Consider the following 26,367-nt stretch of genomic DNA (forward strand, 5'->3'; position numbering starts at 1 on the left):
ACAAACAATAAAATAACACTATAACTTTACAGCATTCAATGATACTATTTTTGTATTTTTGCCTGTACTTTCTTAAAGAAATTAAATGATTAGTATTACCGAAAAAACATTACAAGACTTACAATTTCCAACAGTGCTCGAAACTATTTCAGCTGGCTGTAATACAGATATTGGAAAAGAAAAAGCTTTACAAATAACACCATTCAGAGACAAAGAAACATTGATGCAGGCCTTGATGCAGACATCAGAATATGTGTCGTCTTTTCAAAATAACAACGCAATTCCTAATCACGGATTTGATGCTATTTCGCATGAAATTAAGTTTTTAGCAATCGAAGACAGCTTTCTTGAAGTGGGAAGTTTTAGAAAAATAGCAACGCTTTCTTCTACAACAAATGTACTGCTTACATTCTTAAAAAAGTTTGATGATTATTATCCAAACTTAAACGCAAGAGCATCAAGAGTAGAATTGACAAAAGAGATTATTACCCTAATCGATGCGATTGTAGACAAATATGGCGAGATAAAAGACAACGCCTCTCCTGCTCTTTTGAGCATTCGCCAGAATATGAATTTGGTTCGCGGCAAGGTAAACCAAAGTTTTGGTGTGGCGCTTACTCAATATAACGGATTAGGGTATTTGGATGATATTAAAGAAAGCTTTGTTCAAAACCGACGTGTTTTGGCCGTTCTTGCTATGTATCGTCGTAAGGTAAAAGGCTCTATTTTAGGAAGTTCCAAAACCGGAAGCATTGCTTATATTGAACCCGAAGCTACTTTAAAATATTCAAGAGAATTAGCCAATCTTGAGTATGAAGAAAAAGAAGAAATCACGAGAATTTTAAAACAATTGTCAAATGCAATCCGACCATTTTTGTCTTTGTTGATTGAATATCAGGATTTTTTAAGTGATATTGATGTAGTTGCCGGGAAAGCGAAATATGCCAACCGAATCAACGGAATCCTTCCAACCATTACAGAAGAAAGAAGATTATTCTTTAGAGAAGCATATCACCCGATTTTGTATTTGAACAATAAACAAAAAAACGAAGTTACGCATCCGCAGACCATTGAATTAAAACAGGAAAATAGAATTATTGTAATTTCCGGACCAAATGCCGGAGGTAAAACGATTTCCTTAAAAACAGTTGGTTTATTGCAATTGATGTTACAATCTGGTATGCTGATTCCAGTTCATGAACGAAGTGAAACTTTCTTGTTCGACAGAATCTTAACAGATATTGGAGACAATCAATCTATTGAAAATCATTTAAGTACTTATAGTTACCGATTAAAAAACATGAATTATTTCTTGAAGAAATGCAACAAGAAAACGATGTTTTTAATTGATGAATTTGGTACAGGTTCAGATCCTGAATTAGGAGGCGCATTGGCCGAAATTTTCCTGGAAGAATTTTATCACCGTGAAGCATTCGGAATTATTACAACGCATTATTCAAATTTAAAAATTCTGGCCAACGAATTGCCTTTTGCAACAAATGCCAATATGATGTTCGATGAAAAATCTTTAGAACCAATGTACAAATTGGCTTTAGGACAAGCGGGAAGTTCGTTTACATTTGAAGTCGCTCAAAAAAATGGAATTCCGTTTGGATTGATTAATCGTGCAAAAAAGAAAATAGAAGTTGGGAAAGTTCGTTTTGATAAAACTATTGCAACGCTTCAAAAAGAAAGATCGAAACTGGAAAAAACTTCTTTAAATTTAAAAGAAGAAGAAACCCGCGCTCGTGAGGAAAGTAAAAAGATGGAAAACATCAATACCAGAATCCAGCAAAAATTAGAAAGCTATCAGGAGTTATACGACAGCAATCAGAAGATTATATATATAGGACAAAAAATTGATGATATTGCTGAGAAATATTTCAACAATAAAAACAAGAAAGAGCTTATTGGCGAATTTTTGAAAATAGTTGAAATTGAAAATTCAAAACGTAAAAAAGCTACTCCGAAGGAAACTAAAGCGATAACCGAAAAGAAAAAAGAAGTTATTGCCGAAGTACAAGTAAAAGTTGAAGAAATCCGAAAAGAGAAAAAAGAAAAGAAACTCAAACCAGTTATCGAAAAACCGAAGCCAATTTTAAAAGTTGGCGACAGAGTAAGAATGCTCGACGGAAGATCTGTTGGAAGTATCGACTCAATCGAAAAAAACAAGGCAACAGTAAATTACGGGATTTTTACTTCGAAAGTAAGTCTGGAAGAATTGGAATTGGTTGAAGCTGTTAAGAAATAATTTTTTTAGTCGTAGTGGCAGTTTTCAGTCTTTAAAATAGGCAAAAAAAGATCAAAATTAAAATAAAGCGATTTAAAGCACGATCTTTAAAAAGAGAATCAAGAAGATGGAAGTTTTTCAAAAACAGCTAAAAAATGATTTATTGAAGTTGTTTTTGATCTATAAAATTTATTAAATTTCAAACACTGATAATAAAAATAAATAGCAATAAAATTCTTACGTTATATATTTATTTATAGTTTTGTCATTGCGAGGAACGAAGCAACCACACTAGCACAAGCGCTGAGTATAATTACAGAATGGGATTACTTCGTTCCTCATAATGACTTAACAATAGAAAATTATGAAACCTGGTTTTGTTTATATTATAACCAATAAATATCAAACCGTTGTTTATACGGGTGTAACTTCAAATCTTCCACAAAGGATTTTAGAACATAAAAACAAAAAACATCCAAAATCATTCTCAGCTCGTTATAATGTAAATATTTTAGTTTACTATGAACAATTTCAATGGATTGAAGATGCAATAGCAAGAGAAAAACAAATTAAGGCAGGATCAAGAGAAGCAAAAAATAATTTGATTCATTCAATAAATCCAACTTGGAAAGATTTGTTTGAAGAAATTGAAGACATAATGACTGCATAATACCATACAGAAAAACATAGTGAGATTGCTTCGTCCCTCGCAAAGACATACAGGCAGAGCCATTGCGAGGGACGAAGCAACCACACTAAAATAAGCAATTACAAAATATGAAAACCCAAAATGAGATTGCTTCGTCCCTCGCAATGACTGCAACTGATAAAAAAATTATCCTCTTTGATGGAGTCTGCAATTTATGCAACAGTGCAGTTCAATTCATTATAAAACACGACAAAAAAGATGTTTTTAGATTTGTCGCATTGCAGTCAGAATTAGGGATTTCGATATGTAAACATTTAGGAATTAGTTTTTCTAAAATGGATAGTATTATTTTATATAATCCTGAAACGGCTTATTTTTACAAATCGTCGGCAATAATCGAAATCGCTAAAAATTTTGGCGGTTTATGGAAGTTAACCCCAATTTTTAGAATTGTTCCAATTTTCATCAGCGACCGAATCTACGATTATGTTGCCAAAAACAGGTACAATTGGTACGGCAAAAAAGAAAGCTGCATGATTCCAACTCCGGAATTAAAAGAGAAGTTTCTTTGAAAAATTCCAAATAACAAAAAATCCCAAATTCACAACAATTGTAATTTGGGATTTTTATATTTGAAATTGATCCAAAAATTATCTGATCAATTTTCTGTATTTCAATCGTTTTGGAGTTAAATCACCACCAAGACGTTTCTTTTTGTTTTCTTCATAATCAGAGAAACTTCCTTCGAAGAAATATACTTCAGAGTCACCTTCAAAAGCTAAGATGTGAGTACAAATTCTATCTAAGAACCATCTGTCGTGAGAAATAATTACAGCACAACCAGCAAAATTCTCTAAACCTTCTTCAAGAGCTCGAAGTGTATTTACGTCAAGGTCATTCGTAGGCTCATCCAGTAAAAGTACGTTTCCTTCTTCTTTCAATGTCATCGCTAAGTGCAAACGGTTACGTTCTCCACCAGACAACATCGAAACTTTTTTGTTCTGCTCGCCGCCGCCAAAATTGAAACGTGATAAGTAAGCTCTTGAATTAACCTGCTTTCCACCCATCATAATCAATTCCTGACCATCGGCAAAATTTTCCCAAATAGATTTATTTGGATCAATATTAGAGTGCGACTGATCTACATAAGCGATTTTCACTGTTTCACCAACCGAAAATTCACCGCTGTCTGTAGCTTGTTCTCCCATGATCATTTTGAAAATGGTAGATTTACCAGCACCGTTTGGCCCGATAATTCCAACAATACCCGCTTGTGGTAAAGTAAAATTCAAATTATCGTATAATAATTTATCACCAAAAGCTTTGGCAACATTTTTAGCTTCAATAACATTTGTACCTAAACGCGGACCATTCGGAATGTAGATTTCCAAGTTTTCGTCCAATTGTTTTTGGTCTTCATTTAATAATTTGTCGTAATTCTGTAAACGCGCTTTTTGTTTTGTCTGACGACCTTTTGCTCCCTGACGAACCCATTCTAACTCACGCTCTAAAGTTTTTCTACGTTTAGAAGCTACTTTTTCTTCCTGAGCCATACGGTTTGATTTTTGATCTAACCAAGAAGAATAGTTTCCTTTCCACGGAATACCTTCTCCTCTATCTAACTCAAGAATCCAACCTGCTACGTTATCAAGAAAATATCTATCGTGCGTTACCGCAATTACAGTTCCAGAATATTGTGCTAAGTGCTGCTCTAACCAAAGAACTGACTCAGCATCAAGGTGGTTGGTAGGCTCATCCAGAAGTAATACATCTGGTTGCTGTAACAACAAACGACATAAAGCTACACGACGACGCTCACCCCCAGAAAGGTTTTTAATAGGCGTATCACCTTCTGGAGTACGTAAAGCATCCATTGCGATTTCTAATTTTGTATCGATTTCCCAAGCGCCAAGAGCATCAATTTTGTCTTGTAAAGCCGCTTGACGGTCCATCAATTTATCCATTTTATCTGGATCTGAGTAATTTTCTTCAAGACCAAATAAATCATTAATTTGGTTGTATTCTTCCAGAACAGCCATAGTTTCTGCAGCTCCTTCACGAACAATTTCGATTACAGTTTTAGAATCATCCAAAATTGGTTCCTGCTCTAAGTAACCTACTGTATAACCTGGCTGAAAAACAACATCTCCCTGATAGTTTTTATCAACTCCTGCAATAATTTTTAAAAGTGAAGATTTTCCAGAACCATTAAGACCCAAAATACCAATTTTAGCTCCGTAAAAGAAACTTAAATAAATATTTTTAAGTACCGGTTTGTCTGCTCCTTGATAGGTTTTACTCAATTTTTGCATTGAGAAAATTACTTTCTTATCGTCTGACATATTATGTTAATTATTTTTAGTTTATTGTTTATTGTTGAATTACTTAAATTTAAGTCCTTTGAACTCACAGTTTCTTAAATAATTCATCATTGCTCCTATTTTATTTTTTTCTATTTCAGTCATTTCATTTAATTTCAAATGTTGCTCTTCTGAAATCAGTTTTTTGTCAAAAGCTCTGTAAGATTGTGATTTTACTTCTCCAGCTGAACCTTTTGCAATACTCAAGAATTGTATAAATTCTCTATTCCCATTTCTTTCAAAACCTTCAGCAATATTATCCATTATCGACCCTGAACTCCTATCTATTTGATCTTTGAGTGAATAATTTGTTTTTAAAGTTGTTGTCTGGATTAATAACTCAACATATTGACATAATTCTCTAGCTTTTTGCCAAATTTCTAAATCTTCAAATTTATTTATTTTAGCCATAACAACAAACCCTAAACAACAAACTACGAAAACTTAAACCCTGCCTTTTAAAGCATTAAAAACCCAGGCATTAGCAAAAAAACCAACACCGGTCGCCGCAAATCCCCAGCCCGAAACATCTCTGTATCTAAAAGCACCAAGACCTATAAGCAACAATCCCATAAGTACCATTATAAAAGTAGCCCATCCTAAAACGGTATTTTTATTCATTCCCATAATTGTGTAATTATTATTTTTAAGTAGTAATTTTTTTAGAGAGGCAAATATCGTGAATTTTCACGGCTTAATTAAATATTTTATAAAGCATTTCTTTAAGTAAATCTCCTTGCGGTAAAGCATTGGCTCCAACTCCTTTACTTTTAACATCAATATCGCGCAAAGCTCCCACAATCTGACTGACTTTTCGCATTGGATAATTCTTTACAGCCAAATCATATTCTTTTAAAAAATAAGGATTTACGCCAATTGCAGCCGCCACGTTTTTGGGATTTTTATCTTTCAGTCCGTGGTACTTTAAAAGCTGTATAAAAAATCCAAACACTAATCCTGTTGTCATTACAAGAGGGTATTCTTTTGGGTTATGAGCAAAGTTTTCGGCAATTTTATACGCCTTAAGCTGATTACGTTCTCCAATTGCTTTTCGAAGTTCGAATACATTATAATCTTTACTAAAACCTATATTTTCCTCAATATGCTGAGGCGTAATCATCGTTCCTTGAGGCAGAATAATTTGAAGTTTTTCTAATTCATTGTTAATTTTGCTCAAATCTGTTCCCAAAAACTCCACCAGCATAGCATTTGCTTTTGGATCTATCGTGTATTTTTTTCCGGCTAAAACACGTTTAATCCAGTCTCCTACCTGATTTTCGTATAGTTTTTTACTTTCGTAAACTACTCCTTTTTGAGCCAAAAGTTTAGTTACTTTTTTACGTTTATCAAGGGTTTTATATTTATAACAGAAAACCAAAACCGTGGTTTCCATTGGGTTATTCACATACGATTCGATTTTATCAATCGTTCTGGACAAATCCTGCGCTTCTTTTACTATAACAACTTGACGATCAGCCATCATAGGATAACGTTTAGCCGTTGAAACTATATCTTCAACAGAAACATCTCTTCCGTATAAAACAGTTTGGTTGAATCCTTTTTCTTCTTCTGCCAGCACATTTTGTTCGATATATTCAGACAGCTTATCTATATAATAAGGTTCTTCGCCCATTAAAAAATAAATAGGCATTATATTTCCCGCCTTGATATCGTTAACAATTTTTACAACTTCGTCCATTCAATTTAGTTTTCAGTATTCAGTATAAGTTTTACAGTTTAGCCGAAATAAATAATTAAGTAATTTTCAAATTGACTAATTTTCAAATTATATTTGCTTTATGTTAAAGCTTAATTTCCCTACTTATACTTTCCGATTCAAAAATAGCGAAAATAAAGTGTCTATTTTTGATGAAATCAGGAAAAAATTTATCATTCTTACCCCAGAAGAATGGGTTCGTCAGCATGTTGTTCATTATTTAATGAATGAAAAAAAATACCCCAAATCTCTTATCAACGTAGAGAAAGTTTTAACAGTCAACGGATTAAGAAAAAGATACGATGTTGTAGTCTTTAATCCTGATGGCTCTATACATATATTAGTAGAGTGCAAAGCACCTGAAGTTAAAATATCGCAGGCAACTTTTGATCAAATTGCCCGTTATAATATGACAATGCAGGCACGGTTTTTGAATGTGACCAACGGACTAAGCCATTTTTATTGTCAGATGGATTTTGAAAACGAAAAATATGAGTTTTTAAGAAACCTGCCCGACTATAAAGAAAACCATTAAAAATAAATAATTAAGTACTTTTGGATAAAATAGCAGTTGTAATTTTAAATTGGAACGGAGTAAAACTGCTCGAGCAGTTTTTACCCTCTGTTATTCAGTTTTCAGAAGGTGCAGCGATTTATGTTGCCGACAACGATTCTACAGATAATTCTGTTGAATTCGTAAAAGAAAATTTCCCTACCGTTAAGATCGTAAAAAATTCCGGAAATCATGGTTTTGCAAAAGGCTATAATGATGCCTTAAAACATATTGATGCCGAAATTTACGCATTAGTTAATTCTGATATTGAAGTAACCGAAAATTGGCTTAAACCTATTCTTGATACTTTTAATACAGAAAAACAAACGGCTATTATTCAGCCTAAAATTCTTGATTTTAAAAATAAGGAATACTTTGAATATGCCGGAGCCGCCGGCGGTTTTATTGATAAATATGGTTTCCCATACTGCAGAGGCCGAATTTTTGAAACCGTTGAAAAAGACAATGGTCAATACGATGACAATTGCGAATTATTCTGGGCTTCGGGTGCTTGTTTCTTTATTAGAAAAGAAGTTTACGACGAACTAGGCGGATTTGATGAAACCTTTTTTGCACATCAGGAAGAGATCGATTTATGCTGGCGTGCCGCAAACGAAGGGCATATTATAAAATACAATTCACAATCTGTGGTTTATCATGTTGGCGGGGCAACATTGCAGCAGGGAAATCCCAAAAAGACCTTTTTAAACTTTAGAAACTCTTTATTAATGCTGGTTAAAAACCTGCCTAAAAAAGGATTGTTTTTTGTGATTTTCTTCCGTATGGTTTTAGACGGAATTGCGGGTATTCGTTTTCTTACCCAGGGTAAATTGCAACATACTTTTGCCATTTTAAAGGCACACTTTTCTTTTTATTGCATATCTTTAAAGTACCTAAAAGAAAGAAAAGATTTTCAGATACAGCAATACTATACTGTAAAAAGTATCGTTTTCTTGTATTACATAAAGAAATTACGGGTTTTTAAAGAAATCTTTAACAGTAATCAAAATATTAAGAACTAAATTTGTAATCAACGTTTAATTAAATATAATACCTATGAGAAAAATAGTTATCGCACTATCAGTATTAATGGCCCTAACTTCGTGTGTATCGAAAAAGGAATATGCGGCGCTGGAAGCTAAGCAAAAAGAGACACAAGATTTATTAAACTCTTGCACAGTTAAATTAAATTCTTGTTTAGAAGAAAAAGCAGGATTAGCAGCAACAGCTGAAAGCTATAAACAACACAATCAAGACTTAATTAACAGCTCTAAAGATTTAACGGTTTTAACTACAAAAGGTGCTGAAAACCTAGAAAAATCTCTAGAAAGCTTGAAAGAGAAAGATTTAAAAATCTCTAGACTTCAAGATGCCCTTACTAAAAAAGACAGTGTAACTTTAGCTTTAGTTACAAGTTTAAAAGGAGCAGTTGGAATCAACGATCCAGACATCGAAATCAATGTTGAAAAAGGAGTTGTATTTATCTCTATCGCTGATAAATTATTGTTTAAAAGCGGAAGCTACGACGTAAGTGACAAAGCTAAATCTGTTTTAGCGAAAGTTGCTAAAGTTGTAAACGACAAACCAGATTTCGAATGTATGGTTGAAGGTCATACAGATGACGTTCCTTACAAAAGCAACGGATTTATCTTAGACAACTGGGATTTAAGTGTTAAACGTTCTACTTCTATCGTACGTGTTTTAACAAACGATCTTGGTGTTAACCCAGCTAAATTAATTGCTGCTGGTAGAAGCTCTTACGTACCATTAGTAGCTAATGATACTCCAGAGAACAAAGCTCGTAACAGAAGAACTCGTATCGTTGTTATGCCTAAAATTGATCAATTCTACGATATGATCGAGAAAGAAATGAAAAAACAGGCTAAATAATTTGTAGTTACATACTATAATTATACAGAAAAAGCAGGTCAATTGACCTGCTTTTATGTATCCTTAATTTTTTTAATAACCAATTAAATATAAATCAAGAATAGCATTATTTTTAATTAACTAACTAAATTTTAACTATACTAAAGTTAGGTATATTTTTTAAACTTTTATACCATTTCAGTATTTATTTACAAGATGTCAACATTACACTATGTTCTGACGAGACGTACTATTAGTTTGAAATCAAATCTGTTTGTTGATCTATAAATACTTTTTCAATTTATACCATAATTTAAAGGTACCATTTCTCCTATTTTTTCTTCTGCAATTTTTCCTGTAAAAATAATATCTTCAATATTAGAATTGTTTCCATACTTATATATGTAGAAAGTTTTCACATCAAAAATAACCCTTGATTCTTCTCCATTACCAAATAAAATATCATATGAAGCAACAAATTTTTTGTCGCCGTTTTCTTTTCTTTGACTTATCACTTCAACTTTTGTAAAATTACCTTGTTTAGAAACTTTAAAACAATTCTCAGGAATAACGTCGCTGTTATTTTTAGATATAAAAAACTGATCTTGTCCCCAAGTACCATTGGCTAAATTTCTAAAAAAATTAATTTGTGAACCTTTATAAGCTTCTTCCCTTCGTTTTAAAATTAAGTCTGAATTATTGATTTCTTTAAAATGACTGAAACCTGCATAATAACTTTTAATTACATCTCTGGAGTATATGCTTAAACTACCGAATGTAACTTCAAATTTGTGCAAGTCATAGATTATCTGATAACCTAAGTAAGAATTAATAATCACTAATGGTTTATCCGAATAAGCTTGTAAAACATGGTTTTGTTTATCATATTTAAAATGAATATCATCTTCATTTTCAATAGTAATTTTAGCATTATTTCTGGTTTCTCCAATAAAATACTCTCTAAATATTTTTAGTCTTTGCTCCCTAGTAAATATATCTTTTTCATTTCTTACAACTATTTCTTTAAGTGTATTTTTGGCAATTTCCATATATACAACAATATCTTTTTTAAAATCAAGATCTGTAACATATTGATTCTCAAATCCCATATAACTAAACACTAAGATATTCTTTGCATCAGGGTCGTATTCTATAACAAAATTTCCATTTTCATCGGTACTAGTAGAAATTGTAGTTCCATCTAAAAAAACATTTGCTCCGGGCAACGGTACTTTATCATTACTAAACACTTTACCTGCAATCCTTTGACTGAAACAAGATATAGAAAAAAGCAAAACAAGAAAGAAAAACAAATTTTTCATAATTAAACTGTTAATATTTAATACTAATTAACAATATATTATTCAATTTACAGTAAAATCGATGTCTTTATTTACAAAATATCAATATCGCCTTTTCCTTCTCTTACAATAACAGGTTCATGTTCTGAAAGATCAATAATTGTAGAACCTACATTGTCACCATAACCTCCATCAATTACCAAATCGACCAAATTCTGCCATTTCTCGAAAATTAATTCTGGATCCGTAGTATACTCAATTACATCATCTTCGTCGCGAATAGAAGTAGAAACCACCGGATTTCCTAATTGACGAACAATTTCTAATATTATATTATTATCAGGAACACGAATACCAACAGTCGTTTTCTTTTTAAACTCTTTTGGTAAATTATTATTTCCTGGTAAAATAAAAGTATAAGGTCCTGGTAAGGCTCTCTTTAATATTTTAAAAGTCGAAGTATCGATCTGGCGCACATAATCTGATAAATTACTTAAATCGTGACAGATAAAGGAGAAGTTTGCCTTCTCTAATTTTACTCCTTTTATTTTAGCAATTTTCTCTAAAGCTCTTGAATTGGTAATATCACAGCCTAAACCATAAACGGTATCTGTTGGATAAATTACCAAACCACCATTCTGAAGCACTTTTACAACCTTTGCAATTGCAGCTTCACTAGGTTTATCCGGGTATATTTTTATGAACTCAGCCATTTTTTGTTTTTTGTTTCAAGTTTAAAATTGTTTCAGGTTCAAGTTTGTCAGGCTGAGCGGAGTCGAAGCCCTATCTAATTGAAAAGCTCTTCTCCCGAAGCCTCGGGATCGCTCAGAGTGACAATTATTTCAAAACTTAATTTATTTGAAATATTTAATAATCTATCAAACCTTCAAAATAGAAAACATCATTATTTTTAACTTTTGCATTTGAAGGTTTTTCAGAAAAAAACACCTCATTTACGTTAGTAAATAGATAATTGATTTCAGTTACAATATGAGTCCTGAAATTTAATTTATAATATTTACCATTGTGAGTCCACCAAGTTCCTCTTTCATTCCAAACTTTTACTTCACAATCTTTCACTGAGGTAAATACAATAAAATACTTCCCATTTTCTTCTCTATTAATAGTCCAGTATTTTTTACGAATTAGTGTTATACTATCAAAATCAGCTCCCTTCCAATATCCGACTAACTTTTTATCATTATTTGCCTTCAATGTCTCTGATTGTCCAAAAACATGCAAGGAAATCAAAAAGACAAAACCAAATAATAAGACCTTCATACTAGCCCACAACATCTAATTTAGCAAATCTTAACAACAATTTCTTGATTCCGCCTACTTCAAATTTAATTTCGGCTTTTTTATCAGCTCCAACTCCTTCTAAATTAATCACTTCACCTTTTCCGAAACGTTCATGCATCACCACATTTCCAATTGTTAATTTATTATCAAATAAATTGGGCGCGGCACTGTTTGGATTAGTTCCTGCTACAGGTTTTAATTTACGAATATTCAAATCCGGTTTCGGATTATTATCTGTAATATGTTTTGGAGGCGTTCCTCCTACTGGTTTTGCCAATCGAAGTTTCGATTTATCAACATCCCCAAAAATATCACCATCAATTGGCGATTTATAACGATAATTGGTTTCTGCAGGAGTTAGATATTCCAAAAACTGTCCGTCAATTTCTTCAATAAAACGAGACGGTTCACTATCAGTCAATTTTCCCCAGCGGTAACGAGACTGCGCATAAGTTAAATAAGCCTGATGCTCTGCACGAGTTAAAGCTACGTAAAATAAACGACGTTCTTCTTCTAATTCACTTCTGGTACTCATACTCATCGCACTCGGAAACAAATCTTCCTCCATACCCACAACAAAAACATGAGGAAACTCCAATCCTTTTGCTAAGTGAATCGTCATCAATGCAACACGATCTTCGTCAGTAGTATCTTTATCTAAATCAGTCGCCAGCGCAACATCTTCCATAAATTCAGCCAAAGCACCTCTCGCACCATCAATTTCTTTCTGCCCTTCGGTAAAATCTTTAATACCGTTTAAAAGCTCTTCAATATTCTGAATTTTTGCCATTCCCTCAGGAGTTGCATCTTTTTTCAATTCCTGAACCAGACCCGTTTTTTTAGCAACATGATCCGTTATATAAAAAGCATCCTGATTTTGATCAATAACCTGAAAACTCTGAATCATGGTTACAAAATCCTTCAGTTTATTCTTCGTTCCAGTATTCAGTTTCAAGTCAATTTTATCAATATTCACCATTACTTCCCAAATCGAGCGTTTGTAATGATTAGCAGCAATTGTCAGCTTTTCAACCGTTGTATCTCCAATTCCACGTGCCGGATAATTGATTACACGAATCAATGCTTCTTCGTCTTTTGGATTAATTACTAAACGCAAATAACACAAAACGTCTTTAATTTCCTTACGTTGATAGAATGACAATCCCCCATAAATTCTATACGGAATATCACGTTTTCTTAACGCATCCTCCATTGCACGCGATTGCGCATTCGTACGATATAAAATAGCGAAAGATCCGTTATGAAGCTGATGCTGCATTTTCTGTTCAAAAATCGTGCTCGCTACAAAACGGCCTTCTTCGGCATCTGTCAAACTTCTGTGCACCTTAATTCTAGGTCCAAAATCATTCGCAGTCCAAACCACTTTATCCAGTTTGGTCTTATTATGCTCCATTACCGTATTTGCTGCTTCCACAATATTTCGGGTCGAACGGTAATTTTGCTCTAAACGAAACATTATTACACCTTCATAATCCTTCTGGAAATTCAAAATATTGTTGATATTCGCTCCACGGAAAGCATAAATACTCTGTGCATCATCGCCAACCACACAAATATTCTGAAATCTATCAGATAAAGCTCTAACAATCAAATACTGAGAGTGATTTGTATCTTGGTACTCATCAACCAGAATATAGCGGAAACGATCCTGATATTTAGCTAAAACCTCAGGAAAACGAGTTAATAATTCATTGGTCTTCAACAACAAATCATCAAAATCCATTGCACCGGCTTTAAAACAGCGCTCTACATACTGCTGATAAATCTCACCCATTCTTGGTCGCTTTGCCATAGCATCGGCTTCAACCAATTCCGGATTATTGAAATACGCCTTTACCGTAATTAAACTGTTTTTATAATTAGATATACGTCCTAAAATCTGTTTTGGTTTGTAAACATCACGATCCAGTTGCATTTCTTTAATAATAGAAGAAATCAACCTCGCCGAATCCTGAGAATCATAAATAGTAAAATTAGAAGGATATCCCAAATGATCCGATTCTGAACGCAGAATACGCGCAAAAATCGAGTGAAAAGTTCCCATCCAAAGATTCTTTGCTTCAGATGCTCCCACAATATCCGAGATCCTGTGCTTCATTTCACGCGCCGCTTTATTGGTAAAAGTCAGCGATAAAATATTAAAGGCGTCAACGCCCTGAGCCATCAAATAAGCAATTCTAATAGTTAAAACACGGGTTTTTCCAGAACCTGCACCAGCAATAATAATCATTGGCCCGTCTTTTTTCAGAACGGGTTGTCGTTGCGCTTCATTGAGTTGATCAATGTACTTTTGCATGAAATTTTTCTCCATATGATGCAAAAATAAGAATTAAAAAAGAAAGTTCCTAAGATGCTGAGATGCTCAGATACTAAGTTTTTTTTGGAGCAGAACAATTGGCTTTTTATCAAACATAGTTCCCGCTTTCGGCTTTATCTCTCCTCCCGATAGCCATCGGGATACGAGGATACCGCCTCTATCGGGGCTAGGAAACAAACAATTGGTTTCTTTTGAGAAATTGGAAAGAAAAAACCAACGGCAATTCAAAATCTCAACATCTTAGAAACTTAGCATCTTAGAATCTCAGTCCCTTAGAACCTTATTTATAAAACACATCGTAAGCGAAGCGAATCAACGTTCCAACAACCACAACCAAAAAGAAAATCCTGATAAAACCATTTCCTTTATTAATAGCGAGTTTTGCACCAAGCCAGCCGCCGAGTCCGTTGCTTATTGCCATCGGAATTGCGATTGTCCAGATTATTTTTCCCTTTATCATAAACAAGCAGATCGAACCGAAATTCGTGGCCAGATTTACCATTTTGGCATTCGCGGAAGCGTGTAAAAAGTCAAAACCTAAAAGAGCAATAAAAGCCACAACGAAAAAACTACCAGTTCCTGGGCCTATAAAACCGTCATAAAAACCAACAATTACACTAATAACAACGGCATAAATTATTTGGGTTGTCTGCGAATGATCTTTGGCTACATGCTGTCCGAAATTCTTTTTTGCATAAGTATAAATAAACAATAAAGATAAAACCACAAGCAAAAGCGGTTTCATAAAATCATTGCTCACAAGAGTCAAAATAGTAGAACCCAAAAATGCCGACGGAACTGCTAAACACATCATAATCAAAAGCAATTTCCATTGAATAACCACTTTTTTGAGATACTGAAAAGCTGCAAAAGCAGTGCCGCTAAAAGCCGGAATTTTTAAAGTTCCCACGACTGTAGAAACCGGAAGATTAGGCAGTAAAATTAATCCCATTGGAGTTTGTATCAATCCGCCTCCGCCCACAATAGCATCAATAAATCCTGCAGCAAAAGCAGCCAGACAAAGAAAAAGTATAATGTATGAATCCATTAAAAGTGTATTTCAATAAAATTAAAAAACAAGTTGCAAAAGTACAGCTTCCATTTTGTTTATTGCGGTAAATTTAAAGTGGATTTCTCGTCAAAAAGTATATTTTTGCTAAAAAATTTAACCCAATGGATTTTACAAAAATTATAGAATTAGCCAGTTATACATTACCTGCAATTGTTACTGGATTTGTAGCTTACCGTTTTTTTGAACTTCATATTAAAAACAACGATAAGAAACGTGCTTTTTTATTAAATAGAGAATATCAAAAACAATCTCTTCCAATACGTTTGCAAGCCTATGAGCGTATGACTTTATTTTTAGAACGTATTAATTTGACTAAATTATTGATCAGAATTAGTCCAATTTCTCCAGATAAACACGATTACGAAAACTTTGTAATTGACCAAATCGAACAAGAATTCGAACACAATTTAACGCAGCAAATTTATATGTCTGACGAATGCTGGACTATTATCACAACTGCTAAAAACTCAACCATTCAAATAATTCGTAAAGCAGCCATGAGCGATCGTGTTGACAGTGCTGATAAACTTCGTGAAGTTATTTTAAACGATTTATTAGAAAAGCAGTCTCCAAGTAATGCTGCTTTGGGATATATTAAAAACGAAGTTGCTGAACTTTGGTAGAAAAATATTTTAGATTTTAGATTGCAGATTTTAGATTGATTCTCAAACTCTAAATTCTTCAATCTAAAATCTTAACTTACTTTATTGTCACTCATAACCTCAGATTTATTCTGAGCGTATTCATACCCCTGTTCCCACCAGACCTTCATTACCTCTTTATTAAAAATAAGCGCATTATCGGTTAGTTTTGTTGGTGTATAATATAAATTAAGCTTTACATCTTTGCTGTTTGCCATAAGTTTTCCTATAGCAATATCATGTTTTTCAACCTGATCTAAAGCAATTCTAAACAAATCAATCATCAGTGAAAATGGATTTTTACCAATAACCATTTTGCTGGTATTTACTTCGGTTTCCAGAATAATTACGTCGATTTCGGTTGCGCCTCGGTTAATAGCTTCACGAATTGGAACTAAACTCGAAAATCCGCCATCGCCGTATTCCGAATTATTTTTGGTAACCAAACTCATAAACGGAACATAATTACTGGAAATCCACGACCATTCGCAGAACTCTTCATAAGTACAATCTTTAACCGATTTATATTCTGATTCGTTTTTAGTAAAATTGGTTACGGTAATAACCACATCATTATCAAGCTTTTTAAGTTTATTAAAGTCTGAAATGGAAAAGTTATTCATAATATACTTTTTCAAACCTTTGCTTTCGCCAAAAGTTCGCTTTCCCTTAAAAAACTGACGCAGTACATTAAAGTGATTGATGGTTACAATATCAATTCCTTCTTTTACTTTTACCACAAACGGACAAATATTAAAAATACTTGCCATCGTGACGTTGGTATAAACCGAATGAATTTTTTTAATATGACCAAGAGCCAAATGCGGAATAAGCAGACTTCCCGTAGATGTTCCTATAAACAAATCGTACTCGTGTTTTTTCTCTTCTATTAAATATTGTGCAACTCCACCGGCAAATGCGCCTTTACTTCCTCCACCAGAAATAACTAATGCTCTCATAAATTGTAATGTGGTATTATTTTGTTTTTGGATATTTTTTAAGAAAATAGAATAAAGAATAAAGAGTATAGACTCTGTTTATTTTTAAATCTTTCTTCTAATATCTTTCTTCTATTCTCTTTCTTCTATTCTCTTGCTTCTATTCTCTTGCTTCTATTCTCTTTACTCTACTCTTTCAGCAAACGATTCAATTGAAACTGTTCATCGGGGTTCAAATTAGGTAAAATTCCATTAAATGCAGCACGCATTTCTGGATTTTTCAATAAAAGTCTAATTGTGTCTCTTCCAAACTTAGAAAACTGCCACATATGATGTGTTGTAGCGTTAACCAAATTAGTTAAAACATCGTCGTTTATAAACTTAAAAGCAATCAGTTTTTCTAAAGCATTCTGACGCGTTGTAGCTTCATATTTTGTAGTCGAAAAAGCAACTAATTCCTTAATTAATTCTTCCGGATTGTCGCCGTAATTCGGTGTAGACAAAGCAAGAGAAAGCCATAATGTACGCAGATTATAATCGTTAAAACCTATCCAGTTTTTCGATTTATCTAAATATTCTGTTCTGTGATTCGGGAAGTTTTTCCACAAATAAAACAAAGCGATTTCCTGGGTTTCATAAGATTTATCATCCAGCAAAGTTTCGTATTCTGTTCTAAAATCTTCTGGAATAACAGACAATGTTCCTGCAACCGTTTGACGAAGCTGCACATTATTTTGATGAAGCGCATTTAGTAATAACTCTTTTTTACTTTCGTATTTTTCTGTTTGTAACTGAGAAATAACAGCTTGTTTTACTGAATAATGAATATCTGAATCTAAAGTCTGTTTTAAGAAATCAATCTTTTCGCTTAAAGGTGTTTTCTTTAATTTATCTACTTCTAAACGAACTTTAATCGCGTTGTTTTTACTTAATAAAGCGTTAGCCGTTGGTGTATCAAAAGCAGTCGATTCCAGCCATGTTTTTTGAAACTGAACTAAATCAAAATCAGAAACTTTTTTAACTTCCTCGAAGAAATTCTGCGTGTTTACATTTTTAAAAGCATATTTATTCAGATAATTTTTTACGGCTTTTTTAAAGGCTTTATCTCCAATAGATTGATGCAGTACAAAAAGTGTCCAGGCTCCTTTTTCGTAAAAAGTAAGCGAACTCGCCTTTGCATTCAATACCGGAATGGCATCGGTTCTGGATGCAAATTTTATCTGCTGGGCTGTATCGTATAATTTAGCGTAAAAATAATCATCGCCAAAAATATCCCGTTCTGCCAGTAACGCATAATAAGTCGCAAAACCTTCCTGAAGCCAGTGATGCGTACTGCTTTCAGCTGTGATTAAATCTCCAAACCAGTGATGCGCCAGTTCATGTGCATCAACATTGGTATAATTTCTATCAATAAAAGCGACATCATCAACAACATAACGGGTTGTAAAAAGTGTCGTAGTTGTATTTTCCATTCCGGCATATAAAAAATCGCGAACTGGAATCTGTCTGAAAATTTTCCAAGGATATTTTACCCCGATTTCTTTCTCCAGAAAATCAAAAATGCGTTTAGAATGACGATACGTAGGCTCAAAACGCGCTGTATCTTTATTCTCTAAATAATATTCTAATGGAATTTTCGATTTAGACTTAAATTCTTTTTTATCGTATTTTCCAACAGAAAGTACTAACAAATAAGAACTCATTGGGTTTTCCATTTGGTACTGCCAATGAATCTGATCGTTATTTTCGGTTTTGCTTTTTAAAATTCCGTTTGAAACGACCTGATATCCTTTTTTAAACGAAACCCCGAGACTGAAAATGACTTTTTCGTTGACATCATCAAAACTCGGAAACCAATTACTGGTATATCTCCCCTGGCCTTGAGTCCAAATTTGCACATCATTATTCTCGATATCTACAAAATACAAGGCTTGCTTGGGTTTTACATTATAATTAAATGTGAGGTGATTATTTCCTATTTGAAATTTATTCAAAATCTGTAATTCCTTGCCAGTGTTTAAAAAATTAACATCTTTACCATCAATCTGAACATTAGTAAATTCCATATTTTTTCCGTCGATTCTAATGGTATCAATTGGCTGTAATACCTCAAAATCGTAATCGACATGTCCGGAAATCGTTTTATGTGAATCGTTTATGGTTAATTGCCCTGAAACCGATTTAAAATCAACATATTGGGTTTGCTGCGCAAAAACGAAGGAGGTTATAAAAAGAAAAATGTATTTCATTGAAAATTGGAATTTATGGAATCCGTCTCCCAAGACCCTGGATTGTTTTTAATGTAATTGTAAATCGTTTCAAATCTTTTATAATTCCTAACAACATGATCGTGATAGTTTTGCTGCCAAATTGATTCAAAACCATTTATCTGTTTAGTGGTAATCGATTTAAAAATAGCAACAAAAGATGAAATAGAATTGGTTTTACGAGATAATTTTGATTCGTTCGAGAATTTCGACATCGTTTGGTTCTGTAGAGGCGCACTGCAGTGCGTCTCCGCAACGTATATCGGCATGTTTTGAACATGTGGATTTTCCTTTGTGGATATGCCAGACGTAGACGCACTGCTGTGCGTCTCTACGATCTGCGTGTGGGAAATTTGGGTGTCTATTTTAGAATTATTTTCAAAATTCAGGTCAGATTGGCATTGTAGAGGCGCACTGCTGTGCGTCTCCGCAACGTATATCGACATGTTTTGCACATGTGGATTTTCCTTTGTGGATATACTGGACGTAGACGCACTGCTGTGCGTCTCTACAATTTGCGCGTGGGGAATCTGGTTTTCTATTTGTGTGTTTTTATTCTCTTTAATTTCAATCAATAAATGAACATGATTTGGCATAACAATCCAATTATGAAAAAACCAATTTTTACGAATCTTTATTGATTTTAAAAGTTCCGTCTCCACAATTTTTCCATTCTCATTTAAAATCATTTTTCCGTCTTCAATAGAGCCAAAAATACATTCTCTATTTCTTGTAACCAATGTAATAAAATAAACTGCCTCGCTAGAATAATCCCAATCCTTCAGTCTATTTGAATCAATTTTAAATTTATCTTTATATAATGTCATATTTAGGCATGTAAAAACCCAAAGTTACAAAGGTTTCATATACAAATCGAATGAAATTTGTAAGTTTACAATAGAAAAATAATCAAACGTGTCTACACCCAAAAAAGCCTTATTTAACTGGAGCAGCGGAAAAGATTCTGCTCTGACATTATATAAAATTCTCCAAAATTCTGATTTCAAAATTGAATATCTGCTTACGAGTATAAATCAGCAATATCAGCGGATTTCAATGCATGGCGTTCGTGTTGAATTATTACAAGAACAAGCTAAGAACATCGGAATTCCGTTAAAAATTATGGAAATTCCGGAAATGCCTACCATGGAAGTTTATGAAAATGTAATGACAGAAACCTTAACCGAATTAAAAAACCAAGGAATTACTCATTCTGTTTTTGGGGATATTTTTCTCGAAGATTTACGAAAATACCGAGAGGAACAATTGGCTAAAATAGGTTTTGAAGGTGTTTTCCCTATTTGGAAAATCCCAACTCACGATTTAATTCAGGAATTTTTATCGCTCGGATTTAAAACTATTGTGGTTTGTGTAAACGAACGTTACTTAGATAAAAGTTTTGTTGGAAGAATTATAGATCAGGACTTTATAAATGATTTACCTGATAATGTAGATGTTTGCGGAGAAAACGGCGAATTTCATACCTTTACTTTTGATGGTCCGATATTTTCTGAACCCGTAAATTTTGAAGTAGGCGAAATAGTGTATCGAAAATATGAAAATCCAAAAAATCAAGATTCGTCAAATACGGCCTGTGATACAAATTCGTCTGATGCTTTTGATTATGGATTTTGGTATTGTGATTTAATTAAAAACTAATTTGTATGTATTTAAAACAAAGTGAAGAATTAAAAAAGGTTTTAGGATTTCTTGATGAAATTGGCATTAATGTTATGGAAAAAGAAGTCGAAACAAGTTTTTTACCCGGACTAGAATTAGGATCAAACTGTATTTATATAGACTATGATAAATTATTATACCCGGGAGATATACTGCACGAAGCCGGGCATTTGGCAGTTACCGCTTCTGAAGAAAGAGAATTAGTTGGTACAGCTGAAATTTCTGCCGAATGGCCGACACAAGGCGAAGAAATAGCGGCAATTTTATGGTCTTATGCAGCCTTGAATCATTTAAAATTACCATTAGAGTTTGTGTTTCATCCAAATGGTTATAAAGGCCAGTCTGATTGGCTTATTTCAAATTTTACAAGCGGTACATATATTGGACTTCCTTTTCTGGAATGGATTGGTTTATCTTTTGGAAAGGAACGTGCAGAAAAAGAACAAAAAGCATCCTTTCCTGCAATGCAGAAATGGCTGCGTGATTAAGCTATTCTTCGTACATCTTGAGTAAATTCGTAACCGTATTCCAGTTTCGAATAGTAGATACTACATTTAGTTTTTTCTCTATGTATTTTTGATCAAATCTAGTTTTTCCTGCACCAACGGCGTATTTAATAAAAATTCGGTTACCGTCAATACTGGCTTCGTCTGGTTTAAACTGACTGATTTTTAAGTCGTTTATATTTTCTTTTTTCAAAGGAATCGAAACAAACGCAACGTACAATTTCTTGGTATCTAGATCTTTTTCTTTTAAAAAAGGACTGTTTTTAAAACACAATTCTAAATCTTCTTTTGTAATTACAATTGTTGGTACTTCGTGTCCAAAAACTTTAAAAATTTCCTGTTTGATCATGAAACCCACTTTTGCAGCATCTTCTTCGCTGTCTACAAAAACATTTCCGGATTGCAGATAGGTGCGAACATTCTGAAAACCAATATTTTCTAACATTGTTTTCAAAGCTTCCATCTTCATCATATTGTGACCAGAAACGTTAATGCCGCGTAAAAGAGCTAAATGTGTTGTCATTGCTTAAGTTTTGTTCAAAGATAAAAATTCATTTGATGATTATAGAACAACTATTCTTCATCTTCGCCAATTTCTATATCAAACTTGATAAGGAAATCATTTAATCGTTTTTTATATTTTGCTTTGGCTTGATTTACAATCTCGTCTGTTTCTTCGTTAGTTTCTATCGGATGAAGGTTAAATTCTGTTTTAACCCATTGCTGAAATTCTTCTTTATTTTCATTTTCTGAGTAATATTCCTCGTCTTTATAAAAATAAGCATTATCAAAATCAACTGAAATTTCTGTATCTAAAGTCAAAAGATGAATCAATTGACGTGTATTTTCAGCCACGACATGAATACCGCCTTCATCACCAAAAACAACTATAGGACAGTTATTTAAATCATTGTCTATTAACCAGTATGCATAAGAACTTCCAGAACCGTTTGCTCCAGCAAATTCAATAAAACTATTATAAAATTCTTCTTTTTCTGACCATGTTTTTATTCCCGTTTTTTCATTTGTAATGGTAAGTCCAAAACATTCAGAATACGTTTCTGCACTAAATTCCTGCTCAAATTCATATAGCTTTAATAAATCTTCCGGTAAGGCATAACTACCAAATTGAACTGAAAAATCTTCTAATGAAAAACTGCTGTCATACTCCGCATATTCTGTTTCATCCTCATATTCATCATCTTCTTCTTCAGAAGTTTCTGTAGTAAGTACTTCAAAAGCTTTAATTACAGCACATTTTACACAAAACATTTCAATTCCGGGAGCTGTTTCATTGTTAGCCCATTGGTATTTTGGATTTCCATCTTCGTATAAATATTCCAGTATAAGCGTGATTTCTTCATCATCATGACACCATAAAGCGCGTAATCTAATATTAAAATCATTTTGAATATCTTCAGAAATCTGACTGTATTTCTTTCCTTCATACTCAAACGGAATAAACGAATATTCGCTTCCTTCACTTTCTTTGCTAAATCTGCCTATATATTCGAGTTCAGACAAAACTTTGACCATTTCTATAAACTTATTGCGGAAATCAGCATACATATACTTTTCCGTTTTGTCGTAATCCAAAATCGAAAGTCCTTGTTTAAAGGCGTCTTCATAGTAATTGTTTCCTAAAATCTCGGTACCATAATCTGATAATTCGATAAAAGAATCGTGTACAATATCCGATAATTTATGGGTCGAAGGAAAGTAGTTTTCAATCGTAATTACTGCTCCATCCTGGTCCGTAACATTACTGCAGATTAATACATCAGGTCGGTTTACACTAATTACAGCCTGAACATCTGTAAAACGTTCAAAATGCATGAGCATATCATCGCTGTAAATTAACCAGGCTGTAACATCGCCTTTTACAAAAAGTTCACCATGATTGTATTCGCCTAAAAGCGCATCGCATTTTACACCGCCTCCCAAATAATGAACACTTCCAAACAAAGTAATATTTACACTTGTTGTTTCTCCCAATACAATTAAAGCTGGTGAATTATCTGTATCAAAAGAACTTATGAGTTTCGTAACCGACAGGCTTCCTTTAAAAATAAATCCTAGTATGAAAATATCCTGATGTTCTTCTGTACTAAAATCCATTTCAAACGAATCCATTTCTACATCGTCTTCTGCTAAAAGAAAAATTGGATTTTCTTCGTAATCAGGAAAACGCCAGGTATCTTCAAAAACATTGTAGATTTTCTGGTTGTTAAAATCAGTAAGATTTCCAATAATATCGTGAGCTGCGTGTCGGTTAATCACTTTAAATGTAATGCCGGCAAATTCTAAAGTTTCAAAAGGTACTTTTTCTTCGTTAATCATAATTAGGGGCTTATATCATTTTTAACAAATCTAAGAATTATCTTTATTTGTTAAAATACTTATCCAATTATTTCATGCTTTCAAATTTCCTAATTAAGAATTATATTCGCTGTCTGTAAAGTTTGAAAATTCCAAAACTCAAATTCCAAATCAACAATCTAAAATCTAAAATCCAAATTGTAAAATCCAAATTCCAAATCAACAATCAACAATCTAAACTCTAAAATCTAAAATCTAAAATTCCCTTCATGTCTAATAATCTCCTTGAAACTCCTATCGAATACTTAAAAGGTGTTGGCCCAAGTCGTGGTCAGCTGCTTCGTAAGGAATTAGGGATTCATAAATACGGAGATTTAGTGAACTTTTATCCCAATCGTTACATTGACAGAACGCGATATTATAAGATTAATGAACTTCAGAATACAGGAAGTGAAGTTCAGATTATTGGAAAAATCATCAACATAAAAACCGTTGAATTTGCTAAAAATAAAAAACGTTTGGTGGCCGCTTTCGTGGATGAAACGGGGCAGATTGATTTAAATTGGTTTCAGGGACATAAATGGATTAGAGAAAGTTTAAAGCTGAACGAACAGATTGTAATTTTTGGAAAATGCTCTTTGTACGGAAGTCAATTCAGTATGGCACATCCTGAAATTGAGTTGTTGAGCGAACACGAAAAAAGTCTTAGATCGGCTATGCAGCCCGTTTATCCTTCAACAGAAACACTGACAAACCGCGGCATTTCAAACAGAACCATTAATAAACTAATGGAACAATTGTTTATTGAAACCCAGGCTTTGTTTACCGAAACTTTTCCGCCTTATTTAATTGAAGAATTAAAGCTGATTCCGAAAAGAGCCGCCATATTCAACATACATTTTCCTAAGAGTGCCGATGCTCTGGCGAAAGCCCAATTCCGATTAAAATTTGAAGAATTGTTTTTTATTCAATTGCAGTTAATCACTAAAAATTTAATCAGAAAACATAAAATTAAAGGACATCCGTTTACAAAAGTGGGTGAACTTTTTAATGATTTTTATCAAAATCATCTTCCATTTGCACTGACCAATGCCCAAAAAAGGGTAATAAAAGAAATCCGTACTGATATGGGAAGCAACGCCCAAATGAACCGATTACTACAGGGAGACGTAGGTTCAGGAAAAACAATTGTGGCTTTTATGAGTATGCTTTTGGCTATAGATAATGGTTTTCAGGCTTGTTTGATGGCGCCGACAGAAATTCTGGCCAATCAGCATTTTATTGGATTATCTGAATTTGCCAATACATTAAATATCAATATTAAAATACTTACCGGCTCTACGAAAACTTCGGAAAGAAAAATTATTCATGAAGATTTAGAAAACGGAAGTCTGCAGATCTTAATAGGAACACACGCTTTATTAGAAGATAAGGTAAAGTTTAAAAATCTTGGTTTGGCCGTAATCGACGAACAGCACCGTTTTGGTGTAGAGCAAAGGTCAAAATTGTGGAAGAAAAATGAGATTCCGCCGCACGTTTTGGTGATGACGGCAACGCCAATTCCGAGGACTTTAGCCATGAGTTTATACGGCGATTTGGATATTTCTGTAATCGATGAATTACCGCCGGGAAGAAAACCTATCGAAACGGCGCATCGCTTTGATTCGAACCGATTGAAAGTCTGGAAATTCCTGCGTGATGAAATTGCGAAAGGAAGACAGATTTATATTGTATATCCGTTAATTCAGGAATCTGAAAAAATGGATTATAAAGATTTAATGGACGGTTACGAGAGTATTTCCAGAGATTTTCCGCTGCCTCAATATTCGATTTCTATTCTGCACGGAAAAATGAAACCGGCCGATAAAGATGCCGAAATGAAACGTTTCTCTGAAGGAAAAACCAATATCATGGTGGCTACAACCGTAATTGAAGTGGGTGTAAATGTACCCAACGCCAGCGTTATGATTATCGAAAGTGCGGAACGTTTTGGTTTATCGCAATTGCATCAGTTACGCGGACGTGTTGGCCGTGGCGCTGAACAGAGTTATTGTATTTTAATGACAAGCCACAAACTCAGCACCGACAGTAAAACGAGAATGGAGACGATGGTTCAAACCAACGACGGTTTCGAAATCGCCGAAGTCGATCTTAAACTTCGCGGTCCGGGAGATTTAATGGGAACACAGCAAAGCGGTGTTTTAAACCTTCAAATCGCTGATATCGTAAAAGACAGAGAAATTTTGTCTTTAGCCAGAAACTACGCCATGAAAATCTTAAAAGAAGATCCTCCTTTGCAAAAACCAGAACATGCCGTTCTAAAAATGGTGTTTTTAGAATTAACGAAGAAAAAGAATATTTGGAATTATATTTCTTAGAGGGGCTGAGGTACTGAGGTACTAAGATGCTAAGTTTTCTTTTTTGTGGGTGTATAAGCCTTCGGCTTTGCTCAGGATGACAATTTTTTTGAGAGGCTAAGTTGCTGAGATGCTAAGCTTCTGAGTTTTCTTTTTTGTGGGCGTATAAGCCTTCGGCTTCGAAGGATGACAACACTTTAAAGCGCCAGCTTTAAAACTAAAAAAACCTTAGCTCCTTAGTACCTCAGAACCTTAGCAGCTTAAAGAA

At 33.6% G+C, this 26,367-nt stretch carries 24 protein-coding genes; 10 read left to right on the top strand and 14 right to left on the bottom strand.

The features are described 5' to 3' along the window. The first annotated feature begins 85 nt into the window (after positions 1 to 85). The 3 genes from AC1RRQ_RS10630 to AC1RRQ_RS10640 all read left to right on the top strand — a co-directional run bounded on the left by AC1RRQ_RS10630 (position 86) and on the right by AC1RRQ_RS10640 (position 3,451). Positions 86 to 2,251 carry an endonuclease MutS2 gene (locus tag AC1RRQ_RS10630; protein ID WP_493023001.1) on the top strand — a complete coding sequence of 722 codons (2,166 nt, stop codon included), beginning with the start codon at positions 86 to 88 and terminating at the stop codon, positions 2,249 to 2,251. A gap of 343 nt (positions 2,252 to 2,594) precedes the next feature. Next, positions 2,595 to 2,900 carry a GIY-YIG nuclease family protein gene (locus AC1RRQ_RS10635; protein ID WP_493023002.1) on the top strand — a complete coding sequence of 102 codons (306 nt, stop codon included), beginning with the start codon at positions 2,595 to 2,597 and terminating at the stop codon, positions 2,898 to 2,900. A gap of 107 nt (positions 2,901 to 3,007) precedes the next feature. Then, positions 3,008 to 3,451 carry a thiol-disulfide oxidoreductase DCC family protein gene (locus AC1RRQ_RS10640; protein ID WP_493023003.1) on the top strand — a complete coding sequence of 148 codons (444 nt, stop codon included), beginning with the start codon at positions 3,008 to 3,010 and terminating at the stop codon, positions 3,449 to 3,451. 78 nt (positions 3,452 to 3,529) lie between these two features. Here AC1RRQ_RS10640 and ettA read toward each other — a convergent pair whose 3' ends face one another. The 4 genes from ettA to holA form a co-directional block, all read right to left on the bottom strand. After that, a complete protein-coding gene (ettA, locus tag AC1RRQ_RS10645; protein WP_057119783.1) occupies positions 3,530 to 5,221 on the bottom strand; it encodes an energy-dependent translational throttle protein EttA in 1,692 nt (563 codons plus the stop codon). Positions 5,222 to 5,260: 39 nt separating this feature from the next. After that, positions 5,261 to 5,650: a four helix bundle protein gene (locus AC1RRQ_RS10650; RefSeq protein ID WP_057118041.1), complete on the bottom strand. Its 390-nt coding sequence runs from the start codon at positions 5,648 to 5,650 to the stop codon at positions 5,261 to 5,263. 33 nt (positions 5,651 to 5,683) lie between these two features. Then, positions 5,684 to 5,866 (bottom strand): CAL67264 family membrane protein, encoded by a 183-nt coding sequence (locus AC1RRQ_RS10655; RefSeq protein ID WP_253784558.1) that lies wholly within the window; start codon positions 5,864 to 5,866, stop codon positions 5,684 to 5,686. A 67-nt stretch (positions 5,867 to 5,933) separates the two neighbouring features. Next, positions 5,934 to 6,938, bottom strand: coding sequence for a DNA polymerase III subunit delta (holA, locus tag AC1RRQ_RS10660; RefSeq protein ID WP_493023004.1), 1,005 nt, complete (start codon positions 6,936 to 6,938; stop codon positions 5,934 to 5,936). A gap of 100 nt (positions 6,939 to 7,038) precedes the next feature. Between holA and AC1RRQ_RS10665 the strand changes: the two genes are divergently transcribed. The 3 genes from AC1RRQ_RS10665 to AC1RRQ_RS10675 are packed head-to-tail and all read left to right on the top strand — an operon-like array spanning position 7,039 to position 9,399. Continuing rightward, positions 7,039 to 7,491, top strand: coding sequence for a type I restriction enzyme HsdR N-terminal domain-containing protein (locus AC1RRQ_RS10665; RefSeq protein ID WP_493023005.1), 453 nt, complete (start codon positions 7,039 to 7,041; stop codon positions 7,489 to 7,491). 20 nt (positions 7,492 to 7,511) lie between these two features. Then, entirely contained in the window at positions 7,512 to 8,531 is a 1,020-nt protein-coding gene (locus tag AC1RRQ_RS10670; RefSeq protein ID WP_493023006.1) for a glycosyltransferase, read from the top strand. A gap of 34 nt (positions 8,532 to 8,565) precedes the next feature. Next, on the top strand, positions 8,566 to 9,399 hold the full coding sequence (locus AC1RRQ_RS10675) for an OmpA/MotB family protein (protein ID WP_493023007.1): 834 nt from the start codon (positions 8,566 to 8,568) through the stop codon (positions 9,397 to 9,399). Between the two features lie 275 nt (positions 9,400 to 9,674). Here the strand turns inward: AC1RRQ_RS10675 and AC1RRQ_RS10680 are convergent, their stop codons facing one another. From AC1RRQ_RS10680 to AC1RRQ_RS10700, 5 genes are all read right to left on the bottom strand, one after another. Continuing rightward, positions 9,675 to 10,700 carry a carboxypeptidase-like regulatory domain-containing protein gene (locus tag AC1RRQ_RS10680; protein WP_493023008.1) on the bottom strand — a complete coding sequence of 342 codons (1,026 nt, stop codon included), beginning with the start codon at positions 10,698 to 10,700 and terminating at the stop codon, positions 9,675 to 9,677. Between the two features lie 71 nt (positions 10,701 to 10,771). After that, entirely contained in the window at positions 10,772 to 11,392 is a 621-nt protein-coding gene (locus tag AC1RRQ_RS10685; protein ID WP_127340013.1) for an L-threonylcarbamoyladenylate synthase, read from the bottom strand. Between the two features lie 154 nt (positions 11,393 to 11,546). Continuing rightward, complete coding sequence (locus tag AC1RRQ_RS10690) at positions 11,547 to 11,960, bottom strand: hypothetical protein (RefSeq protein ID WP_493023009.1); 414 nt, start codon at positions 11,958 to 11,960, stop codon at positions 11,547 to 11,549. A gap of 1 nt (position 11,961) precedes the next feature. After that, entirely contained in the window at positions 11,962 to 14,298 is a 2,337-nt protein-coding gene (locus tag AC1RRQ_RS10695; RefSeq protein ID WP_493023010.1) for an ATP-dependent helicase, read from the bottom strand. 301 nt (positions 14,299 to 14,599) lie between these two features. Further along, a complete protein-coding gene (locus AC1RRQ_RS10700) occupies positions 14,600 to 15,367 on the bottom strand; it encodes a sulfite exporter TauE/SafE family protein (protein WP_493023011.1) in 768 nt (255 codons plus the stop codon). Positions 15,368 to 15,492: 125 nt separating this feature from the next. Between AC1RRQ_RS10700 and AC1RRQ_RS10705 the strand changes: the two genes are divergently transcribed. After that, entirely contained in the window at positions 15,493 to 16,014 is a 522-nt protein-coding gene (locus AC1RRQ_RS10705; RefSeq protein WP_493023012.1) for a DUF7935 family protein, read from the top strand. A gap of 71 nt (positions 16,015 to 16,085) precedes the next feature. On the opposite strand, the gene AC1RRQ_RS10710 is transcribed toward AC1RRQ_RS10705, so the two are convergent. From AC1RRQ_RS10710 to AC1RRQ_RS10720, 3 genes are all read right to left on the bottom strand, one after another. Next, positions 16,086 to 16,991, bottom strand: coding sequence for a patatin-like phospholipase family protein (locus AC1RRQ_RS10710; RefSeq protein WP_493023013.1), 906 nt, complete (start codon positions 16,989 to 16,991; stop codon positions 16,086 to 16,088). Between the two features lie 167 nt (positions 16,992 to 17,158). Continuing rightward, on the bottom strand, positions 17,159 to 19,219 hold the full coding sequence (locus tag AC1RRQ_RS10715) for a M1 family metallopeptidase (protein WP_493023014.1): 2,061 nt from the start codon (positions 19,217 to 19,219) through the stop codon (positions 17,159 to 17,161). After that, positions 19,216 to 20,064: a transposase gene (locus AC1RRQ_RS10720; RefSeq protein WP_493023015.1), complete on the bottom strand. Its 849-nt coding sequence runs from the start codon at positions 20,062 to 20,064 to the stop codon at positions 19,216 to 19,218. Before AC1RRQ_RS10720 ends, AC1RRQ_RS10715 begins: the two co-directional genes overlap by 4 nt. Before the next feature lie 88 nt (positions 20,065 to 20,152). On the opposite strand from AC1RRQ_RS10720, the gene AC1RRQ_RS10725 reads away from it, so the two are divergent. Next, positions 20,153 to 20,896 (top strand): Dph6-related ATP pyrophosphatase, encoded by a 744-nt coding sequence (locus tag AC1RRQ_RS10725; protein ID WP_493023016.1) that lies wholly within the window; start codon positions 20,153 to 20,155, stop codon positions 20,894 to 20,896. A 5-nt stretch (positions 20,897 to 20,901) separates the two neighbouring features. After that, the gene (locus AC1RRQ_RS10730) at positions 20,902 to 21,405 is read left to right on the top strand and encodes a hypothetical protein (protein WP_493023017.1); all 504 of its coding nucleotides are present in this window, start codon (positions 20,902 to 20,904) and stop codon (positions 21,403 to 21,405) included. A gap of 1 nt (position 21,406) precedes the next feature. Here AC1RRQ_RS10730 and AC1RRQ_RS10735 read toward each other — a convergent pair whose 3' ends face one another. Next, complete coding sequence (locus tag AC1RRQ_RS10735) at positions 21,407 to 21,946, bottom strand: DUF1697 domain-containing protein (RefSeq protein WP_493023018.1); 540 nt, start codon at positions 21,944 to 21,946, stop codon at positions 21,407 to 21,409. Between the two features lie 50 nt (positions 21,947 to 21,996). Next, positions 21,997 to 23,763, bottom strand: coding sequence for a hypothetical protein (locus AC1RRQ_RS10740; protein WP_493023019.1), 1,767 nt, complete (start codon positions 23,761 to 23,763; stop codon positions 21,997 to 21,999). A 248-nt stretch (positions 23,764 to 24,011) separates the two neighbouring features. Here AC1RRQ_RS10740 and recG point away from each other — a divergent pair, with 248 nt between their 5' ends. Continuing rightward, on the top strand, positions 24,012 to 26,120 hold the full coding sequence (recG, locus tag AC1RRQ_RS10745) for an ATP-dependent DNA helicase RecG (protein WP_493023020.1): 2,109 nt from the start codon (positions 24,012 to 24,014) through the stop codon (positions 26,118 to 26,120). The last annotated feature ends 247 nt before the right edge of the window (positions 26,121 to 26,367 follow it).

Source organism: Flavobacterium sp. GW821-FHT12A05 (assembly GCF_058807735.1).

Coding starts and splice junctions, on each gene's coding strand:
- AC1RRQ_RS10630 (WP_493023001.1), top strand. CDS start 86: ATGATTAGTATTACCGAAAAAACATTACAAGACTTACAATTTCCAACA.
- AC1RRQ_RS10635 (WP_493023002.1), top strand. CDS start 2,595: ATGAAACCTGGTTTTGTTTATATTATAACCAATAAATATCAAACCGTT.
- AC1RRQ_RS10640 (WP_493023003.1), top strand. CDS start 3,008: ATGAAAACCCAAAATGAGATTGCTTCGTCCCTCGCAATGACTGCAACT.
- ettA (WP_057119783.1), bottom strand. CDS start 5,221: ATGTCAGACGATAAGAAAGTAATTTTCTCAATGCAAAAATTGAGTAAA.
- AC1RRQ_RS10650 (WP_057118041.1), bottom strand. CDS start 5,650: ATGGCTAAAATAAATAAATTTGAAGATTTAGAAATTTGGCAAAAAGCT.
- AC1RRQ_RS10655 (WP_253784558.1), bottom strand. CDS start 5,866: ATGGGAATGAATAAAAATACCGTTTTAGGATGGGCTACTTTTATAATG.
- holA (WP_493023004.1), bottom strand. CDS start 6,938: ATGGACGAAGTTGTAAAAATTGTTAACGATATCAAGGCGGGAAATATA.
- AC1RRQ_RS10665 (WP_493023005.1), top strand. CDS start 7,039: ATGTTAAAGCTTAATTTCCCTACTTATACTTTCCGATTCAAAAATAGC.
- AC1RRQ_RS10675 (WP_493023007.1), top strand. CDS start 8,566: ATGAGAAAAATAGTTATCGCACTATCAGTATTAATGGCCCTAACTTCG.
- AC1RRQ_RS10680 (WP_493023008.1), bottom strand. CDS start 10,700: ATGAAAAATTTGTTTTTCTTTCTTGTTTTGCTTTTTTCTATATCTTGT.
- AC1RRQ_RS10685 (WP_127340013.1), bottom strand. CDS start 11,392: ATGGCTGAGTTCATAAAAATATACCCGGATAAACCTAGTGAAGCTGCA.
- AC1RRQ_RS10690 (WP_493023009.1), bottom strand. CDS start 11,960: ATGAAGGTCTTATTATTTGGTTTTGTCTTTTTGATTTCCTTGCATGTT.
- AC1RRQ_RS10695 (WP_493023010.1), bottom strand. CDS start 14,298: ATGCAAAAGTACATTGATCAACTCAATGAAGCGCAACGACAACCCGTT.
- AC1RRQ_RS10700 (WP_493023011.1), bottom strand. CDS start 15,367: ATGGATTCATACATTATACTTTTTCTTTGTCTGGCTGCTTTTGCTGCA.
- AC1RRQ_RS10705 (WP_493023012.1), top strand. CDS start 15,493: ATGGATTTTACAAAAATTATAGAATTAGCCAGTTATACATTACCTGCA.
- AC1RRQ_RS10710 (WP_493023013.1), bottom strand. CDS start 16,991: ATGAGAGCATTAGTTATTTCTGGTGGAGGAAGTAAAGGCGCATTTGCC.
- AC1RRQ_RS10715 (WP_493023014.1), bottom strand. CDS start 19,219: ATGAAATACATTTTTCTTTTTATAACCTCCTTCGTTTTTGCGCAGCAA.
- AC1RRQ_RS10720 (WP_493023015.1), bottom strand. CDS start 20,064: ATGACATTATATAAAGATAAATTTAAAATTGATTCAAATAGACTGAAG.
- AC1RRQ_RS10730 (WP_493023017.1), top strand. CDS start 20,902: ATGTATTTAAAACAAAGTGAAGAATTAAAAAAGGTTTTAGGATTTCTT.
- AC1RRQ_RS10735 (WP_493023018.1), bottom strand. CDS start 21,946: ATGACAACACATTTAGCTCTTTTACGCGGCATTAACGTTTCTGGTCAC.
- AC1RRQ_RS10740 (WP_493023019.1), bottom strand. CDS start 23,763: ATGATTAACGAAGAAAAAGTACCTTTTGAAACTTTAGAATTTGCCGGC.
- recG (WP_493023020.1), top strand. CDS start 24,012: ATGTCTAATAATCTCCTTGAAACTCCTATCGAATACTTAAAAGGTGTT.